The organism is Micromonospora sp. NPDC047740 (genome assembly GCF_043204735.1).
Taxonomy (GTDB): Bacteria; Actinomycetota; Actinomycetes; order Mycobacteriales; family Micromonosporaceae; genus Micromonospora.
In genome coordinates this window covers 54,408-71,782 of sequence record NZ_JBIDCT010000029.1, presented here as the reverse complement: position 1 = coordinate 71,782, position 17,375 = coordinate 54,408, and the positions used below count along the sequence as shown (strand labels likewise).

Genomic DNA, 17,375 nt, shown 5'->3' with positions numbered 1-17,375 from the left:
CGGACGACATGTGTCCGCGGACCCGGAGAAACCGTGTCCGCGGACCCGGCGGCCCACTGTCCGCCCACCCGCAACACCCGATGTCCGTTGACACGAGTACAGGGTCGTCGTATCCCCACTCTTCTGGGTCGTTCTCATTGACTGGGTAGACGAAGTCGCTCATTGGCCCATCTGCATGCCCTGCCATCGGGGTGCTAACCCTCTGCACTTGTCGTCACCCCGTGGGGTGTCAGATGCGGCCTCACGGCGATCACTGGTATCGCGCGGCCGGAGACGTACCTCCACACCGCATGGTCTAGGTCCCGAGGACCTACTTCAAGGCGGTCAGCGGCCCCCAGGTAACAGCTATGCAGATCGGCGTATGAGAGAGGCGGAACTCCGGCCTCGGAAGCAAACGAACGAAGGTGAACGTCGACAGCTGCCGTCGACTTGCCAGCGAGGATGCAGAGGTAGTCTGCAGTCTTCGGACCGACACCGTTTACCGAACGGAGTCCGGTGACGTTCTCGGGGCTAGTCAGGAAGACCGCAAGTTGGTCGACGGTGTTCACACCATGGTCGGCCAGGTGGAGCGCAAGTCGATGGATGCGGTCCGGCTTCCTGCCGGGCCACTTGAGAATCTCACGTAGGCTGTCCGGGCCGCCGAGCGCCAACAGACCGCTTGTTGTATCCGCCCCTGGCTGGTCGGAGCGAAACCGACGTGCCCGGGCGTTAACCGTCTCGTATCGCATCCCAGCCTGCAGAATTGCATCGACGAGAATGGCACCCACGTGGCCGTAGCTGCTGCGGGGGTGCGCCTCGATGGATAGGTCCACATGTCGGACGTGGTCAACTAGCGCCACGATGTGTGGCACAAGGCGGGCGGCAGGGTCAGACATCCCACAATCCTCGCGTATCGATGCCACCCCCCGAAGCGATGGGCACGCACTCGTCTACCGCCGGTCGGGTGGCAGTCACTACCGCTGAACACAGCTGGACGTATATCGCTGCCGATTTGCGGCGATTGTCCCGTTGGCGATACCGAGATGAGGATGCCGCCTTCCGCGGGCAGCGCCTCGACGGTCCTGCTCTTGGCAGCCAAAGCTACGAGCGAGCCGCAACCCGCGATTCGAGCCGGGCCAAGCACTGCTCGGCCCAACCCTGTCTGCCAGGGTGAGTTGAGGCCAGCGGCTCATAGCAAGTCCGCCGGACAGGGCGAGTTCAGGATCGAGAAGCGTTGAATACTGCTGTTGACGTCGCGACGGCCCAGGATGGGGTCATGAGTCGCAAGAAGGGTCCGCGTTCAGGCGGGCCGCGGGCACGCCGGTCGTTCACGCCAGGGCAGAAGCTGGAGCTGCTGGCCGCGTATGAGCAGGCCGTCGCGGCTGGTGAGGGCGGTGCGTTCCTGCGGCGTGAGGGCTTGTACTCGTCGTTGATGTCGGAGTGGCGCCGGGCCCGCGACGCGGGTCTGTTGCAGGGCAAGCCGGCTGGGGAGACGGTCGGGAGGCCGTCGGCGGAGCAGGCCGAGATCGCCCGGTTGCGCCGTGAGCTGGAGTTGGCGCAGGCGAAGCTGGCACGGACCGAGACGGCGTTGACGATCATGGGAAAAGCGCGCGAGCTCTTGGAGGACATCTCCAGGAGCGAGCCGGACGGTCCGGACGTGTTCGGGCTCGGCAGGCGCTGATGGCCGCCTATCATGCGCTGACCAGCGCGAGGATCACGACGCGGGACGCGAAGCGGCTGACCGGGATCGCCCGGTCCAGCGCCGAACGCGATCGGCGGCGGCCGACACCGGCGGCGCCGGTGCGGCGGGCGCCGGCGAACGCGCTCACCCCGGCCGAACGTGAGCAGGTCCTGCGGCTGTTGAACAGTCCGGAGTTCGTTGACGCGGCCCCGGCCCAGATCTACGCGGCGCTGCTGGACCAGGGCGTGTACGTCGGTTCGATCGCCACCATGTATCGGGTTCTGCGCGAGCACGCGCAGGTTCGCGAGCGTCGCCGGCTGGCCCGGCACCCGGCCCGCCGGCGTCCCGAGCTGGTCGCTGACGGCCCGCGGCAGGTCTACACCTGGGACATAACGAAGCTGGCCGGACCGGCGAAGGGCATCTACTACGACGCCTACGTGATGATCGACATCTACTCCCGGTACATCGTCGGGGTCCGTGTGCACGCCCGCGAGTCCGGCCCCCTCGCGGAGTCGATGATGCGCGAGGTGTTCGGTGTCCATGGCATCCCGCACGTCGTGCACGCCGACCGGGGCACGTCGATGACGTCGAAATCGGTGGCTGACCTGCTCGAAGACCTCGACGTGACTCGCTCGCACTCCCGGCCGAAGGTGTCCAACGACAACCCGTACAGCGAGGCCTGGTTCAGGACGTTGAAGTACGCGCCGGTCTTCCCGGACCGATTCGCGTCCCTCGCGGACGCACGAGCTTTCATGAACAACTTCGTGACCTGGTACAACCACGCCCACCGGCACTCCGGGATCGGCCTGCACACCCCCGCCGACGTCCACCACAGCCGTCACCACACCGTCCGCGCCAACCGCGAGGACACCCTCGCCGCAGCCCGGACGGCGCACCCGGAACGGTACGGCACCACCCGGCCCCTGCCCAAGATCCTCGACCTGCCCGAACAGGTCTGGATCAACAAGCCCGAGCCGCAACGACAAGCCGCTTAACTCCCGTCGGCCTCAATCCCTTGACACGTTCCGCGGCGGCACCTCGTCTATGTCGGGCGGTTGCTGGATGGACGGGTCACGATTGCTCAACGACGGCGGTTGTTGATTGCTGGCGGCTGGTTGGCGGTGCTGCGGGCCACTGTTCACATCGACCTGCGGCAACGGCATGCGGCGGCTGCTCATTTGCGGGCCGCTCGTGATCTTGCCGAACACGCTGAGCACGCCGAGATCCAGGCCTGGTGTCTGGAAACCCGGGCCTGGGACGTGTTGACTCAAGGTGACTATCGGACGGCACTCGATCTTTCCCACCAAGCTCAGCGGGTCGCCCCGAAGGGCAGCTCTGCCTGCATTCAGGCGACTGCTCAGGAGGCTCGTGCGTGGGCGCGGATGGGGGACGTCGGTGCGACCCGGCGAGCGTTGGACCGGGTAGAGCGGCTGACGGCGAATCTGCCCGTTCCTGAGCGAGCCGAGCACCACTATCGCTACGACCCGGCCAAGGCCGCCGCGTACACGGCCACGACTTTGGCATGGGCGGGTGACCCAGGTGCCGAGCAGGTAGCGCGGGCGGTGCTGGCCGACCTGGACCCGGACGGCGATGGGGGAGCGCGGCCCCGCCGGTCCGCGTCGGCTCGTCTCGACCTTGGCCTTGCCTTGGTCGCCGCCGGGCAGCCGGACGAGGCGGTCGTTCTCGGGACACAGGCTGTGCTGTCCGGGCGCGTGGTGCCGTCGAACTGGTGGCGGGCTGTGGAGTTACTGGCGAAGGTTGAGCAGACGGGGGTGCCGGAAGCGGCGACATTGCGCGACCTGTGCACCGAGTATGCTCCTGGACGCCGACCGCCAGCGGACAGTGCAGTTGGTTAGCGGACAGTCACCTTCTGGATCGATTGCGTGCGCGGCGTGACGCTGGTCCTCAGTGCACTCGGGCGCGGAATAGTGCATCACTAGGGCCCCTCCGCGCCCTCGACACGGAGGGCTGGACACGTGACGTTGACTGTCGGACTCCTGCGGCGGATCGTCAGCCGGTACCTCCCGTCGCCGCCGGCTGTCCCTGGCATCGGACAGCGCATCCAGGCAGGGGAGCAGGAGGCAGCCCGGCGGCGGCTGTTGGACCAGGCGCGAGGCAGACAGCAGCACTCGTCACCGGACGCTGGGCCGCTCGCCCATGACTCTGGGGCGCGCTTCGGCGAGCACGGCGTATGACCGCCCACAAGCCGGTGCTGCCTCTTTGGATTTGTGGCGGCTGTGGCGCAGCGTGGCCATGCCCCACCCGGCGCCGGGAACTGCGCGCGGATGTCGACGATGCTCCGATGTCCCGGACACAACGGGTCTCGTACGAGGAGTACCTGGTCGCTGTTGCCCTCACCCTGGCTCGCAGGCACCGGCCTGTGTGGTCCTGGCGGAAGTGGCGACAAGTTTGCCGCTGTGGAGCTGATCTGCCCTGCCGTGCCCGGCACCGCATCCCCATCAATCGTGGCCACTGGCCGGGCGAGGAGACGCCGTGAAAGACGACCAGGAACAGGTGATTCTGTCGGTGCACGTGCAGGGGCTCGATGGCCTGTGCGTTGGATGCCGCGCGTGGTGGTCCCGGCTGGCCCCGTACCCGTGCTGGCAGGTGGAATGGGCAACCAGCCCGCAGGCCCGGATGATCACCGCCCGGTTCCTGGAGGGTGTGCGGTGACCGCCCATGGCCCGGTTATGCCGGTCTGGAGCTGCGGAGGCTGCGGCCTGCCGTGGCCTTGCCCGACGCGGAGGCGGGAGCTTCGCGCGGAGTATGCAGATGCTCCGGTGTCGCTCGCCCTCTACCTCGGCTCCTACCTCGTCCAGGCCACCGAGGACATGCCTTGGACGCCGGCCGGCGTGCTGCACCGCCGCTTCCTTGGATGGGCCAGGGCGGCTGATCCGTCGACGCCAGCAGTGTGAGGTCGACCCAAGGCGCGGTACTGGTGTTTCGACCGGCCCGTTTCTGAGTTCCCCCCGCTTTGATGGAGCGGTGGTTACCTGCTGCCGGCTGCTGCAGGGGTAGCGATTGTTGGTTGGGCTGGTTCCTTCTGGCGGGTGTGCCAGGCGGTTTCGTACTCGTCGGGGCTGAGGTAGCCCAGTTCCTTCTGGATCCGGCGGGTGTTGTACCAGCCGTCGATGTAGGCGAAGATCGCGTTCTCGGCCTCGTCGCGGGTGCGCCAGCTCGTGCGGTAGACGAGTTCGATCTTCAACGTCGACCAGAAGTTCTCCATGAGCGCGTTGTCGAACGAGTCGCCGACGGACCCCATCGACGGCAGGATCCCGTTGTCCTGCAAGCGTTCCGCGAACCGGAACGACGTATAGTTCGATCCCCTGTCGCTGTGATGAATCAACTCGCCGTCGCGGACGTCGCGGGACCAGATCCCGTATTCGAGGGCGGCGAGGATCAAGTCGGTGTCGCAGCGGTCGGAGGTCTTCCACCCGACGATCCGGCGGGAGAACGCGTCACGGACCGCGGCCAGCCAGAACACGCCTTCGCCGCAGGGAATGCGGGTGGCGCCGGCGACCCAGAGCCGGTTCGGACCGGCTGCGGTGAACTGCCGGTTGACCAGATCCGGCGCCGGCGTGTGCCGTGGGTCCTGCTTCGTGGAGCCGCCCCGCCAGCCTCGACGCAGGAACGCACCCTGCCAGCCCTGGGCCGCCATCAACCGCTCCACCCGCTTGCGGCCCACGCGAATGCCGTCACGGCGGAGCTGCCCGTGCACCCGGTCCGCGCCGTACGTGTGCCCGGACGCTTCCCAGATCTCGTGGATGTTGGACAACAACCCCAGATCGACCACGTTCCGGTCGCAAGGCTGCTCGACCTGCTTGACCCACGCGTAGTACGTCGAGGCGCCGACGTTCAAGACCCGTAGCAGGAGCGCGACCGCGAACTGGTCACGGTGTTCATAAATGAACGTCATGACCGTCGCCGGGTCGGGTCGAGCTCCGCCGCGCAATACGCGCTCGCCGCCTTCAGGATCTCATTCGCCCGCCGCAGCTCGGCGACTTCCTTACGCAGCCGACGGTTCTCCTCGGCCATCTCACTGGTGGGCCGGTCGTGACGCTCACCCGCGTCAGCCTTGGCCTGACGGATCCAGTTCCGCAACGCCTCGTGATGCACGCCCAACTGCTCGGCCAGGCGCCGGATCACCGGCTTCGGATCCGACTCCCGATACAAGCGCACAGCATGCTGGCGCAGCTCATCGGGGTACTTCTTCGGTGCTGCCACGGACGACTTCCTCCCCACGGCCATCAGACCATGATCAAGAAGCTCCATGAAAGCGGGGGTGGCTCATTCCTTGGGTCGCCTCCCGAACCCGGCGTGCCGTTGGGTCGTCCCGGCACCGGGCTCTCCACAAGTCCCGTTATGGGTTGTCCGCTCGGCGGCGACGAATCCTGTCCAACAGCGACCTTCGCCGCGGCGGTGGCGCGGGTGATCCGCCAAGCGCGGCGCTGCCATTGCCTGGCCACTCCTGGAATGCAGCGGTCAGATCCGCTGCATGGTGAAGGGTTTCGCTTGGCATTCCTGGGGTTATGTAAACCAGCTGTGCGACCGAGACGCCAATCGTGAGCGGTCTGGTCTTGGCCGCCTCACGCATCATCCGATATCTGGTCTCCACCAGCCCTGCGACGTCCGAGCGGCACGCTGGGTCCACCCAGGCCGCTGTGACCAGCGCATAGAGCGCGGCTTCGGTAATCCAGTCTTCGACACCGTAGGCAAGCTCGATCAACATTTGTCGTCTGGCCGACGCAGACCAGGGTTGCTCCGGTCGATGGTGCAGCAGGCCCAGGCAGCACCACGCCTGGATGTAGCGTTCCCACGAGCCTGGCAGGCGATCCCACCGGCCTTCCGGCATCTGCGGCGGATGAACCATGCTAGCCAGCAGGTCTTCTACCTCAATGTCGCCAAGCGGAGCGGCCGCCTCATACATCATCGGCGGTGGCTCCCATGGCAGGCCAGCAAAGTGAGCGGCGATAGCGGCAGAACCAGCGGCGCTCGGCGGGTCCAACGCCGGCGACGCGTTGACACCGTCGAAACGCCACTGCACGATGCCGGGCTTCAACGGCTTCCGCGGATCGGGCTGCCCGGGATCGCCCATGGCGATGACCGCCTTTGGCCACCAACGGCGGAAGGTGGTCAGGGCGCTGGGCACCTCCATCGAGGAGATACCGAGCTCGCAAGGCATCGAGCGGGTCTTCGGGTCGATCTGGGCGAGGATGTTGATGCATGACTCGGTGGCAGCCGGGACATGGGCAAGCCACGGCAAGCCTTCGCACCTGGTGACCAGCTCGAGACGTTCATGGTTTTGCGCTGATTTGGCTCGCAGGCGATCAGCCAGAGCGATCAGGCTCTCCGCGTTGATGCCTTCAGACATGTCGCCTTCCCTGTGAACGCGTAAGGCAACATCGTAGGCAGCGGCCCCGCCGAGGTCGTGACGGGTGGCCATGGCCGGGCGTGAGTTCTCTCAATCCGTTGGTCTGGGCCGCTGCCCAAGCAGCCAGGCGGGTAGCCAAGACGGCGCCCGGGGGCCGGACGACGGCGGACAGTAACGGCCGGAACAGCCAGGCACGGGCCACGAAGACCAAGCGTTGCCCGATCCTGCCAGTGTGGGGGTCGAGTTGGGTCCGCGGGCCATCGACGAGGACCGGGCCCAGTCCGTCGGTGGACCGGTTGACCAGGTCGGAGGCGTCCGAGCCGAGCGAGATGCCCTGCGCCGCTTCATCACAGCTCATCGAGAGCCGCGACCTGCATGCGGAGGTTTCGGGCGTCCTTCGGCGGCAGGGCGGCAACCGCAACGTCCAGGACCGTGCGCACCTCGGTGGAGCAGGTTCGCGCACGGTCCGAGAGGCTCATCTCGCTGGTCATCGGGCGGGCGTGACGGGCATCGAGCTGCGTCGCGGATCGATGTGAGGAGGATCGTCGCGGGGTACTCGGCGACCTCGGGTAACGGTGCCGGTGGTAGCAGTTCCAGTAGCTGGCCGCGCGTTGGCTGGTGAGGGTGATGAAGTTGGCGTTGGCCGCGGCGAAGCGGCCGTAGACGGTATGCATGGCGGTGCCTGGCAGTCTAATGTCGGCGAGTTCGTCCTTGATACGGAGGACGATCTCCAGCACGTACTCGCCTATCAGGTGAACGACGAACGGAGCAATCCAGTCCTCGGCCCGGGGCGCGATTCTCTCGATGTGCCGCTGCCGGACGTAGCCGTCGTGATGCCGGCTGTAGAGGCAGCTCAGGACGGCCTGCTGCAACGGCGCCAGCGTGCGCTGGGCTTCAACGGCGGGTTCGTCGGCGTAGAGGCGGTACGGAATCCAGACGCGTTCGCTGACGACCGAGACGTCGAACGACCCAACTGGTGAGAGGGAAGCAGCCGACATCAGCTCCATTGCGGCGGTGACGTCGGCGTGGAGGGCTCGTGGGAATGCCGCTGCTAGGCCGGGGCCGCTACCAGGTCCGGGGCTTTGAGCGTCCATTCCCCGCACCGGATCCATGATCCGAAACTATGTGGCGAGCGCGGGTGGAGGCAACTGGAGTATTTCCGAGCAATCCGCTGCCCATCACCGGATCGCGGTTATGGCCGGCCGGTACCAGACGACCAGCGACGGGGGAGCGGCGGCGCCTGGACGGCTGGACGGATCAGCGGGTGTCGGTGAGTAGCGCGGTGACAAAGTCGTGGGGTCAACGGAGGTTGGGCGGTCGCTGACCTGACCGTCGCCGAGTTCGACGACGCGCCACACCCATCAGCCCGCAGAGCGAGATCCACGCTGACGAAGGGCAGGCCCGAAGCGGCGACCAGCGGCGCGATCGCGATGAGGTCGACATCGACGGGTGGGAGGTCGCGGGGCGTGTCGGGGTGCGATCCGATCAGCGCACTTGCCGTCGATCCACCAGGTGCGTGCCTCGGCGGTGGTGAAGTTTTCGCATCAAGGATTACGTGCACGACGAGGTCGGCAACCAGGCCAAAGGAGGTCTCGTGTCAGGGCTTCGTCGTCCAATGACCGGCCCCCGGTGCCCCGTGTTCCCAAGCGGATGGCCTCGCCAGCTTCGTCAAAATACGGAGATCGGGGCCTTGCATGGGCAATGATCGCTCCAGTCCGACGTCGTAACTAGCACGAAGCCAGCGGCAATGGTTCCGATGACTGCGCCCACGGCCCACGCCGTGAGCATCCCCGCCAGGGTCCTGTCTCGGTGACCTCGTACTGAACGGCGGAGTGCGACGCCAAGCGTGACTACTGACCCGACCACACCCGTCAGGACCGACAGGCCCACCGCGGCTGCGGCGCGGTCGGCCGGGTCTTCGGGGTCGAGCAGGAACACGCCCAGGAAGACGAGGGTGGCGAGGGCGTGCCCTGCCAGGCCGTACACGATTCCGCGGCGAGACATTAGCTGCTCGCCAAGTCCAGTGGCGGCGTGATCGTGAAGTTGGTGTCGACTGCCTCTACCAAGTCGATCCCTCGCCGCTCCAGACCGGCCCGCTCGGCCCACCCGGTGAGGGCGGTGAGGAAGCCGGCCAGATCCCGCTGTGCACGCACAAGCAGCTCAGGCAGCGCACTACGAGGCATGTCGACGTGGAGCCCGGCCCAGCGGCCACGATGCCGGTTCGGGCCGCCGTCCTGCCACACCCGAAGATTGTCGCCGACCACCTCAGCCTCCGGGCCCGGGTCATGGCCCAACCACGGCGAACCACCCGAAATGACCTGCGTCCACTCCCGCCATTCCTCTAGCCCGGCACAGCAGCCCGGCACAACCGCCATCCCGGTGGCGGTGTCGCGCACCTGCAAGCCACCCGCGACGATGAGAAACTCCTGAGCCAGCAACGCGTCCATGACCTCATCCCGCCCCACAGAAGGCGGAACATCGATCCGATCAGCGAGGGCGGCCACGAACATCCCGACCTGCTCATCGGTGCATCCGGCGTTGAGCGCCAACCACGAGCAGGGTGCCATCGAGGCCACTGGCCATGGTCGCGGCGATCCGGCGTCGAACGCTGGAACCTCGATTACCGCCTGCATTGTGATCACAAGGTCATCCAACCCCGACGCTCCCAGCACGGCTCTGCACGTCCTCGCAAGCTGCTGCCAGGCCGTCTTCAGCGGCGAGCCAGCCGCCGCGGGGGGAGGCATTGCCGTTGCGCCACCCCTCGGATCCGCATCAACATAGGTCGAGGGCCACGTCTACTCGCAAGTAGGCGTCCACCCATGCCTGCACCGCGTCTTCTCCGGGGTCGGGACCAAGCATCGCGGCGAAGCGGTCAACGGCTTTCGCCGCCCGTCGCAGCCCAGCCTTCGTCAGCTCGCGGGCTGCGCCGCGCAGCCGGTCGGGGTACACCGTAGATTTTGAACATTGGGGCGAGCTGGCGGAACTGGTCGCCGTAGAAGGCGCGCTCGTACTCGCCGATCACGATCGCGTCGAATTCACGATCCGGATCGGCCAGGGCGGCGAGCAGCCGCGCGGCCTGTGGGCGTTGCGGCCACGGCAGCCGCCGGGAGCAGCCGACGTCGAAGAATTCAGCGACGATCCCGCCTCGGCCATCGACCAGGTCCTCGGCGAAGTCGCGTTGCCACCGCGTCGACGACAACCGATCCTGGAACTCCTTGGTCGACATTCGGCCGTGGAACGCAAACCGGATGCCCTGTGGATGTGGTGTTGTCAGGCGCCGTGCCCGCAGATGGCCTCGCCGGCTCGGCTGTCGTATCCACCAGCCGAGCAAGTCGGGGCTGTCGAGTTCCGCCGCGTGCTGCAACGGGACCTCCTTCAAATCATTCATCTCTATATTGAACATCAGCGATAGACTGATCCGCAGGATTCGGGTACTCGCAAGATCTGTGGGCTCGACAGCGCGGAGTGGACCCGGCTGGCTACTGATCTATCAGCGCAGCGGCGGTTGCTCGTCTGCGCGCCCAGCTGTGTCGCTTGCCTCCGTTGATCGACTTGTGACAGGACGACCAGGAACGACAGCCAGCGGCGGCCGTACGGCCGGGAAGCGGCTGGCGGGCCGCGATCCAGAGCGGCGTGAACAGCCCGCACGCGAACGCCCTGATGATGCCCTCGGCCAGGCGGCGCCGTCCTGGTCGAGCGAGTCGCTCCAGGCGGTGGCGGGCAGGTCGGCGATCGCGGCCTCGTCAGTGTCGGTGATCGTCCACCCGACGGTGAACCGCACCGTGCGCCAGGCAGTGTTCATCTGTTGCAGGTGTTCCAGCAGTTCGTGGGTGCCCCGGCCCCGTCGACCCGGATGAGGATCTTGTGGCGGTAGTGCAGCGGGACCTGCGCGAGGGCCTCACCCAACACCCGGACATGGTCGGCGACCGTGTTCGAGCCGGCGTTGCCCGGCCGCAGCAGCATCGCCAGGGACTCCATCGTGTTGGCGCACCACGCCCCCAAGGGGTGGAAGCCGAAGCCCTTCTTGAACGTCGCCGCCGCGCCCTGCATGTCGCTGTGCGCGGTGATCAAGGTGGCGTCCAGGTCGATGACGACCCATCCGGTCAACAGCTTGCCCGCCACACACAGCCACGGGAACCCGCCCGGGCGCTTGGCAAGTAGGTCCCACACCCGGCGGCGGACCTTCGCGCGGGCCTTGGCGATCCGGGTCAGCGTTGCCGCGTCGAGCCCGTCAAGGGTGCGGCGGACGGTGGAGTCCGACGGCGGGCCACCGAACACGCCGACCTGATGGGCGAGGAGGTTGATATCGGACATGCTGGTCGCGCCGAGCACGATCGACACCGCCACGGACACCAGGATCGCGCCCCGGTCCCACCAGCCCGGCCCCTTACCCTTCGGCGCGACCGCGCTCAACGCCCTGGTCAACCCGGTCCGGTCCGCGCACCGCCGCAGCAGAACCGTGCCAGCGTGACCGACCAGGCCCTTCCCACCGGCGGCTACCGATAGCCGCTCGTCCCATCCGCTACGCTTGCTCACCAGAAAGGTGCATCCGATTCTACTGTGGATACGGTCTAGGCAACCAAATCCTTGCAGGTCGGCTGCACCTTTCCCTCACCGACCTCGATGCGCGCGAATCACTCTGAATTGCCGAGGTCTGTCCCGCGCGACGTGCCGACGTCGGCAGATCCGAGCCGAGGCCGCTGCATGACGGCGTCGTGGTGCCCCCGGCGATGACCCGACAGACCGACACCGAACCAACCGCGCGCGCTGGCCAGGCAGCTTCGGCTCGATGAGCACGTGGCGGTTGACGCAGGTCGCATCCTCGGTAGAATGGTTAGGCCATTGGCTGTTGAGAAGGAGCTTTCGGGTGCCGAAGGTCGTGTACGTGGGCAGTGACGGCGACACGCGGATCGTCGATGCGGCGGTCGGTGAGAACGTCATGAGCGCGGCCCTCCGCAACGGAGTGCCCGGCATCATCGGCGAGTGCGGAGGCAACAACTCCTGCGCCACGTGTCATGTCTGGGTCCGCGACGAGTTCACGGCCACCGTCGGCGGGCCCGGTGACCTCGAGGACGACCTGCTCGACCTGGGCGTCGAGGACCGACGCGACTGCAGTCGGCTCGGCTGCCAGATCGAGATCACCGAGGACCTGGACGGCCTGACGGTCGACGTTCCGCCCACGCAGCCCTGACTCCGCCGTCTTTTAGCGCCGCTTGTTCGGCGGGCTCGCGCCCATTGCCTTCTGTCTAATGGTCTGATAGTTATACGTCAGACCGGAAGGAACCCACGATGCTTCGCACCGAGATCAACGAACTCCTCACCCAGACGGGCCCCGGTACGCCGATGGGTGAGCTCTTCCGTCGCTACTGGCAGCCCGTGCTCCTGGCCGAGGAGTTGCCGGACAACGACTGCCCGCCGGTCCGGGTGAAGATCCTCTCGGAGCGGCTCATCGCCATCCGCGACTCCGACGGCAACTACGGGCTGATGGACGAGTTCTGCGCACACCGCGGCGTCTCCCTATGGTTCGGACGCAACGAGCAGGGCGGGCTGCGTTGCCCCTACCACGGCTGGAAGTACGACTACACCGGTCAGGCGATCGAGGTCCCCAGCGAGCCGGAGACCAGCAACTTCTGCGCCAACGTGAAGCTGAAGTCGTACCCGATGGTGAAGCGCGGTGACGTGCTCTGGGCCTACCTCGGGGACCCCGCGAAGCAGCCCCCGCTGCCGGAGTGGGAGGCCTACACGGTCCCGGACGGACAGGCGTTCACGTCCAAGCGTCTCCAGGAGTGCAACTGGCTCCAGGCGCTAGAGGGCGGCATTGACTCCAGCCACGTCACGTTTCTGCACGGCGGAAACCTGGAGAGCGACCCGCTCTTCCAGGGGTCGAAGGGCAACGAGTACAACAAGGGTGATCTCAAGCCGTTCTTCGAGGTCGTCGACTCCGAGGGTGGCCTGCTCATCGGCGCCCGCCGCAACGCCGAGGAAGGGCACTACTACTGGCGCGTGACGCCGTGGGTGCTTCCGAACTTCACCATGGTGCCTCCGCGCGGCGACCACCCGGTTCACGGCCACTTCTGGGTGCCGATCGACGACGAGAACTGCTGGGCCTACAGCTTCGACTACCACCCGACCCGCGAGCTCACCGAGACCGAGGTTGCCGCCATGCGGGCCGGCAAGGGTGTCCACAGCGCCAACGACGCGGCCTACCGCCCGCTCGCCAACAAGGACAACGACTACCTGATGGACCGGGAGGCCCAGCGCCGCGGGGAGACGTACTCGGGCATCGAGGGCATCGCGCTGCAGGACTCCTCGCTCCAGGAGTCCATGGGTCCGATCGTCGACCGGACCAAGGAGCGCCTCGTCGCCACCGACGCCGGCATCATCAAGGCCCGTCAGAAGCTCCGTAAGGCCGCGCTGGCGCTGCAGGAAGGCACCGAGCCGGTCGGGAACCGGCCCCAGGACCAGAAGGTGCGCTCGGTCGCCATCGTGCTGCCCGCCGACCAGTCCTTCGTCGAGGGGATCGGCGAGGCCATGATCGCCAAGCCGGGCGTCCCCCAGACCACGGTCTGAGTCACCGTGGCCAAACAGCTCTCGATCCCGGCCGGCGTCAGCGCCTGCGCCGAGGCCACCACCGCCAAGGAGGCGGCGTTCCGCATCGACTACCCGCTCGCGGCGACACGCAACACGAGGGTCATCGCGCTCGACCCCGCAGCCGAGGAGATCGTGCGTCGCACGGCCTCGATGGAGTGGGGCCAGGCCCGGTTCTACAGCGTCACCGACCCGGGGCTGACTCTCGTCACCACAGCCGGAGAGTCGGTCGAGCTGGCCGATGCGCTCGACGACAGCAACACCGTCGTCCTGGTGTCGGTGGACGGCTCCAACGCTGAGGCCGTCGGCACGATCGGTGCCGCCTGCAAGGTCCGCGGCATCATGACGGCCGGCCTGGTCGTCACACCCGGTGCCCTCACCAGCGAGGCGCTCTTCCACCTCCGTCCCCACGCCCGGATCCTGCTGGTCCCGGCCGAGGAGGACGACCTCGTCGAGCTGCTCCGAGCGACCCGGGCATGAGCATGGGGACGACGCCGAAGGTCACCGTTCCGTCGCTCCGGGCGATGAAGGCCGCGGGTGAGAAGAGTGTCTGCTTCGTCGCCTGGGACTACCAGATGGCGCAGCTGGCCGACCGCGCCGGCGCTGACATCGTCTCGGTCGGCGACACGGTCGGGGTGAACCTGTGGGGCCATGCCCACCCGCTCGAGATCACGCTGGACGAGCTGCTGGTCGTCGCCAAGGCGGTGCGCCGCGGGGTGCAGAGAGCCCTGCTCAGTGCCGACTTCCCGTTCGGGCCACTCCAGGAGGGCACTGCGACCGCAGTCAGGGCCGCCGTCCGACTGGTGAAGGAGGCCGGTGTCGACCTGGTGAAGCTCGACGGCGCTTCGCAGCACCCCGAGGCAGTCGAGGCGATCACGCGTGCGGGCATCCCGGTCTTCCCGCAGTTCGGCATCACGCCCCAGACGTCGCTGAAGTACGGCATCGAGTACTCCGCCGCCAGCAGCGCCCAGGTCCCGGACGAGATGCTGGACCAGCTCGTCACCGAGGCCAAACGGCTCGAGGCGGCCGGCGCCGTTGCGCTCAACTTCACCAACTCCGGTCCGGTCGTCGGCCCGGTGGTGGTCGATGCCGTGGACATCCCGGTGCTCGGCGGCTTCGGCGGCGGCCCCTGGCTGGACGGCCGGATCCGCATGGTCACGGCCGCGATCGGCTACGACGCGGGCAACGTCGACAAGGAGCCCGACACCTACGCCAACGTCGCGAAGGTGGCCTACGACGCGCTCGTCGAGTGCGCCTCCGACATCCGCGGCGCCCGGAAGCTCCGCGGACAGAAGTAGAGCACCAGACACAGAGGAGCAGCCGTGCCCATCGTCGACCTCGACGGCATCCCCACCCGTTACGAGAGCATCGGCAGCGGGCCGGCTGTTCTCATGTTCAGCCCCGGCGGGTTCGACTCGAGCCTCGAGAACTGGACGACGTTCGGCCGGTACAAGGATCTCGGCTTCATCCCCGCCCTCTCGCAGAGCTACACCTGCATCGTCTTCGACCGGCGCGAGTCCGGGCGGTCGGGTGGCCGGCTCGAACGGCTGTCCTGGGACAAGTACGTCGCCCAGGCCGTCGCCCTGCTCGACCACCTCGGCATCGAGGACGCCCACGCGATGGGCGGCTGTGTCGGCTGCTCGACCGCCGCCCTGCTCGCGGTCGCCCACCCGCAGCGCGTGCGCTCGATGGTTCTGTTCTCCCCGGCCGGTGGGGTGACCTACCGCGCCGCTCAACAGCGCCGCTTCACCCAGCACCTCGGCTTCGTCGCGGAACACGGGTTGCAGGCCGTCGTCGAGCTGGCCCGCTCGACGGACGCCGGCTTCAGCAAGGATCCACGGGTCGGCCCGTGGGCGGCGGCGCTGCGCACCGATGACGCCTTCGCGGCGAGCTATGCCGGGCGCGATGCCGGCCGCTACGCCACCATCGTCAGCGGAACGGCTCGGCTCCTCTTCGACCGCGACACCGTGCCCGGCCCCGAGCCCGAGGACCTGCAGGTCCTCGACGTCCCGGCGCTCATCGTCCCGGGTGAGGATCTCTCCCACACCCGCTCCGCTGCGCGCTATCTGCAGGAGTGCCTGCCCGACAACGAGTACTGGGACGTGCCGGTCGCCGAGCAGACCCCGGAGTCGTCCCAGCGGCGGGTGCTGGACTTCCTCGGGCGGCACTGATGCTCGTCCTGGCCCGCCACGGTGAGAGCGCGTGGAACGCGGCCGACCGGTTCGCGGGCTGGGCCGACGTCGCGCTCACCGAGGCCGGCCGAGAAGAGGCCCGCTCGACCGGCGTCCGGCTGCGCGCGAAGGGGATCTCGCCGAACGTCACGCACACGTCGTTGCTGGCTCGCGCGCGCGACTCCGCGGACCTCATCCTGGACGCGTGCGGGGTTCCCGATGCTCCGGTCCTGCGCACCGCGCGGCTCAACGAACGCCACTACGGCGCCCTGCAGGGGATGCCGCGCGCCGAGGCCGCCGAGCGCTACGGCGCCGCTCGCGTCGCCCGCTGGCGGCGTGGCATCGACGCCCGGCCGCCCGTCGACGCCGACGGCAGGGCCGAGAGCCTGTCCGACGTACGCGAGCGGTTGCGACCGTACGTCGACGACGAGTTGTTCCCCGCCCTCGACGCGGGCCACACCGTCCTGGTCGTCTCGCACGGCAACGCGCTCCGCATGCTCGCCCAGCTGCTCGAAGGCCTCAGCGACGACGACGCCTCGGCGCTCGTGGTGCCGACCGGGAGCGCGCGCGTCTACGAGGCCGGCAGCGGCCTGCGCCGGGTCTGCTGACCTGTCCCGGACGGGTTGACGACTGTCAGTCGTGCAGGCGCAGCGTGTTGGCGACGAAGACGTCCTCCAGTGCGAGGGAGCCGGTCAGGATGTGCTGGGCGCGGGCATGCTCGAGCAGTTCGGTGAGCACCTTTCGGTTCGCCTCGAGCCCGTAGGGGAGCGGGTCCGCCCCCGTCTCGGCCAGGATCCGGCCGAGCAGCCGGTCGTCCTTGCTCTCCACGAGGCCGCGGCCCAGCTTCTGCACGTAGCGACGCTTCGCCTCCGCGAACGCCTCGAAGAGCGCGACCGAGAGGTCGGGGTCCTCCGCGAGCAGCGAGTCCTTCACGACCACGAGGTGGTTGATCGGGAAGATCCCGCGCTCGAGAAGCATCCTCATCCCCGCCTCGGTCGGCTCCGGGATGAGCGGCACGACGTCGGGGTGCTCGATCCCGGCGTTGACGACCGCGTCCAGCTCACCGGCGAGCAGCATCTCCTCGAGCGAGCGGCCCTCGGGCGCGGGAACGACGTTCGTCGGAGGGACGTACGTCGCCACGTGCTCGTCGCCCGAGAGCATCCAGGTGACCGAGTCGAGGTCGAGCCCGTGCTCGGCGAGCGCCGCACGCGCCCAGACGCCTGCGGTCACGGTGTAGCCCCGGTTGACGCCGACCCGGGCCCCGGTCAGATCCTTCGGCGTGCTGATCGAGCCGTCGCGCAGCACCTGGATCTTGCCGTGGTGGAAGCCGCGGACGAGGAAGACCGGGAGGGCGGTGAAGGCGGCGCCGTGCTCCTTGGCGGTCAGGTACGTCGTGAGCGCCATCTCGGCGATGTCGTACTCGAGACCGCGGACCATCTTGCGGAAGCCCTTGACCAGCACCGGCTCGTCGGCGAACGCCAACGAGTAGCCCGGAAGGTCGATCTCACCATCGACAAGGGCTCGGTTGGCGCCCTGCGGGCGGGTCAGGGTCAGCAGCTCGGGCATGGGGCTCCTCGCGGGCGGC

Annotated in this window: 17 protein-coding genes and 2 pseudogenes; 10 read left to right on the top strand and 9 right to left on the bottom strand. The window is 67.9% G+C overall.

Features of this window, described 5'->3' with window-relative positions; translation table 11 throughout:
* Positions 1–194 precede the first annotated feature (194 nt).
* Positions 195–875: a hypothetical protein gene (locus ACGF4F_RS34650; RefSeq protein WP_393084387.1), complete on the bottom strand. Its 681-nt coding sequence runs from the start codon at positions 873–875 to the stop codon at positions 195–197.
* 380 nt (positions 876–1,255) lie between these two features.
* Here ACGF4F_RS34650 and ACGF4F_RS34645 point away from each other — a divergent pair.
* From ACGF4F_RS34645 to ACGF4F_RS34630, 4 genes and pseudogenes are all read left to right on the top strand, one after another.
* A protein-coding gene (locus ACGF4F_RS34645; RefSeq protein WP_393084384.1) for an IS3 family transposase occupies positions 1,256–2,655 on the top strand; the annotation gives its coding sequence in 2 pieces (ribosomal slippage) (positions 1,256–1,589 and positions 1,589–2,655; 1,401 coding nt in all).
* 33 nt (positions 2,656–2,688) lie between these two features.
* Positions 2,689–3,516: pseudogene (locus ACGF4F_RS34640) on the top strand (transcriptional regulator); the annotation flags it as partial.
* Positions 3,517–3,913: 397 nt separating this feature from the next.
* A pseudogene (locus ACGF4F_RS34635) lies at positions 3,914–4,333 on the top strand (hypothetical protein).
* Complete coding sequence (locus ACGF4F_RS34630; RefSeq protein WP_393084381.1) at positions 4,330–4,575, top strand: hypothetical protein; 246 nt, start codon at positions 4,330–4,332, stop codon at positions 4,573–4,575. Before ACGF4F_RS34635 ends, ACGF4F_RS34630 begins: the two are co-directional and overlap by 4 nt.
* Before the next feature lie 74 nt (positions 4,576–4,649).
* Here ACGF4F_RS34630 and ACGF4F_RS34625 read toward each other — a convergent pair whose 3' ends face one another.
* The 7 genes from ACGF4F_RS34625 to ACGF4F_RS34595 all read right to left on the bottom strand — a co-directional run bounded on the left by ACGF4F_RS34625 (position 4,650) and on the right by ACGF4F_RS34595 (position 11,567).
* Entirely contained in the window at positions 4,650–5,612 is a 963-nt protein-coding gene (locus tag ACGF4F_RS34625; RefSeq protein WP_393084378.1) for an IS3 family transposase, read from the bottom strand.
* The gene (locus ACGF4F_RS34620) at positions 5,573–5,884 is read right to left on the bottom strand and encodes a transposase (RefSeq protein WP_393084375.1); all 312 of its coding nucleotides are present in this window, start codon (positions 5,882–5,884) and stop codon (positions 5,573–5,575) included. Before ACGF4F_RS34620 ends, ACGF4F_RS34625 begins: the two co-directional genes overlap by 40 nt.
* A 136-nt stretch (positions 5,885–6,020) precedes the next feature.
* Positions 6,021–7,031, bottom strand: a complete 1,011-nt coding sequence (locus ACGF4F_RS34615) for a hypothetical protein (protein WP_393084372.1) — start codon at positions 7,029–7,031, stop codon at positions 6,021–6,023.
* A 347-nt stretch (positions 7,032–7,378) separates the two neighbouring features.
* Entirely contained in the window at positions 7,379–8,038 is a 660-nt protein-coding gene (locus ACGF4F_RS34610; RefSeq protein ID WP_393084369.1) for a hypothetical protein, read from the bottom strand.
* A gap of 996 nt (positions 8,039–9,034) precedes the next feature.
* On the bottom strand, positions 9,035–9,580 hold the full coding sequence (locus ACGF4F_RS34605) for a hypothetical protein (protein ID WP_357444186.1): 546 nt from the start codon (positions 9,578–9,580) through the stop codon (positions 9,035–9,037).
* Between the two features lie 323 nt (positions 9,581–9,903).
* A complete protein-coding gene (locus tag ACGF4F_RS34600; RefSeq protein WP_393084366.1) occupies positions 9,904–10,419 on the bottom strand; it encodes a hypothetical protein in 516 nt (171 codons plus the stop codon).
* A gap of 410 nt (positions 10,420–10,829) precedes the next feature.
* A complete protein-coding gene (locus tag ACGF4F_RS34595) occupies positions 10,830–11,567 on the bottom strand; it encodes a transposase (protein WP_393084363.1) in 738 nt (245 codons plus the stop codon).
* Positions 11,568–11,898: 331 nt separating this feature from the next.
* Here ACGF4F_RS34595 and ACGF4F_RS34590 point away from each other — a divergent pair, with 331 nt between their 5' ends.
* From ACGF4F_RS34590 to ACGF4F_RS34565, 6 genes are all read left to right on the top strand, one after another.
* Complete coding sequence (locus tag ACGF4F_RS34590; RefSeq protein WP_357444190.1) at positions 11,899–12,222, top strand: 2Fe-2S iron-sulfur cluster-binding protein; 324 nt, start codon at positions 11,899–11,901, stop codon at positions 12,220–12,222.
* 98 nt (positions 12,223–12,320) lie between these two features.
* The gene (locus ACGF4F_RS34585) at positions 12,321–13,601 is read left to right on the top strand and encodes a Rieske 2Fe-2S domain-containing protein (RefSeq protein ID WP_357444192.1); all 1,281 of its coding nucleotides are present in this window, start codon (positions 12,321–12,323) and stop codon (positions 13,599–13,601) included.
* A 6-nt stretch (positions 13,602–13,607) separates the two neighbouring features.
* On the top strand, positions 13,608–14,099 hold the full coding sequence (locus ACGF4F_RS34580; RefSeq protein ID WP_357444194.1) for a hypothetical protein: 492 nt from the start codon (positions 13,608–13,610) through the stop codon (positions 14,097–14,099).
* The gene (locus ACGF4F_RS34575) at positions 14,096–14,917 is read left to right on the top strand and encodes a 3-methyl-2-oxobutanoate hydroxymethyltransferase (protein ID WP_357444196.1); all 822 of its coding nucleotides are present in this window, start codon (positions 14,096–14,098) and stop codon (positions 14,915–14,917) included. Before ACGF4F_RS34580 ends, ACGF4F_RS34575 begins: the two co-directional genes overlap by 4 nt.
* Before the next feature lie 24 nt (positions 14,918–14,941).
* The gene (locus ACGF4F_RS34570) at positions 14,942–15,790 is read left to right on the top strand and encodes an alpha/beta hydrolase (RefSeq protein WP_357444198.1); all 849 of its coding nucleotides are present in this window, start codon (positions 14,942–14,944) and stop codon (positions 15,788–15,790) included.
* Entirely contained in the window at positions 15,790–16,398 is a 609-nt protein-coding gene (locus ACGF4F_RS34565; protein ID WP_357444200.1) for a 2,3-diphosphoglycerate-dependent phosphoglycerate mutase, read from the top strand. The genes ACGF4F_RS34570 and ACGF4F_RS34565 overlap by 1 nt, the downstream gene beginning before the upstream one ends.
* A 25-nt stretch (positions 16,399–16,423) precedes the next feature.
* Here ACGF4F_RS34565 and ACGF4F_RS34560 read toward each other — a convergent pair whose 3' ends face one another.
* Positions 16,424–17,356, bottom strand: a complete 933-nt coding sequence (locus tag ACGF4F_RS34560) for an ABC transporter substrate-binding protein (protein WP_357444202.1) — start codon at positions 17,354–17,356, stop codon at positions 16,424–16,426.
* Positions 17,357–17,375: the final 19 nt, after the last annotated feature.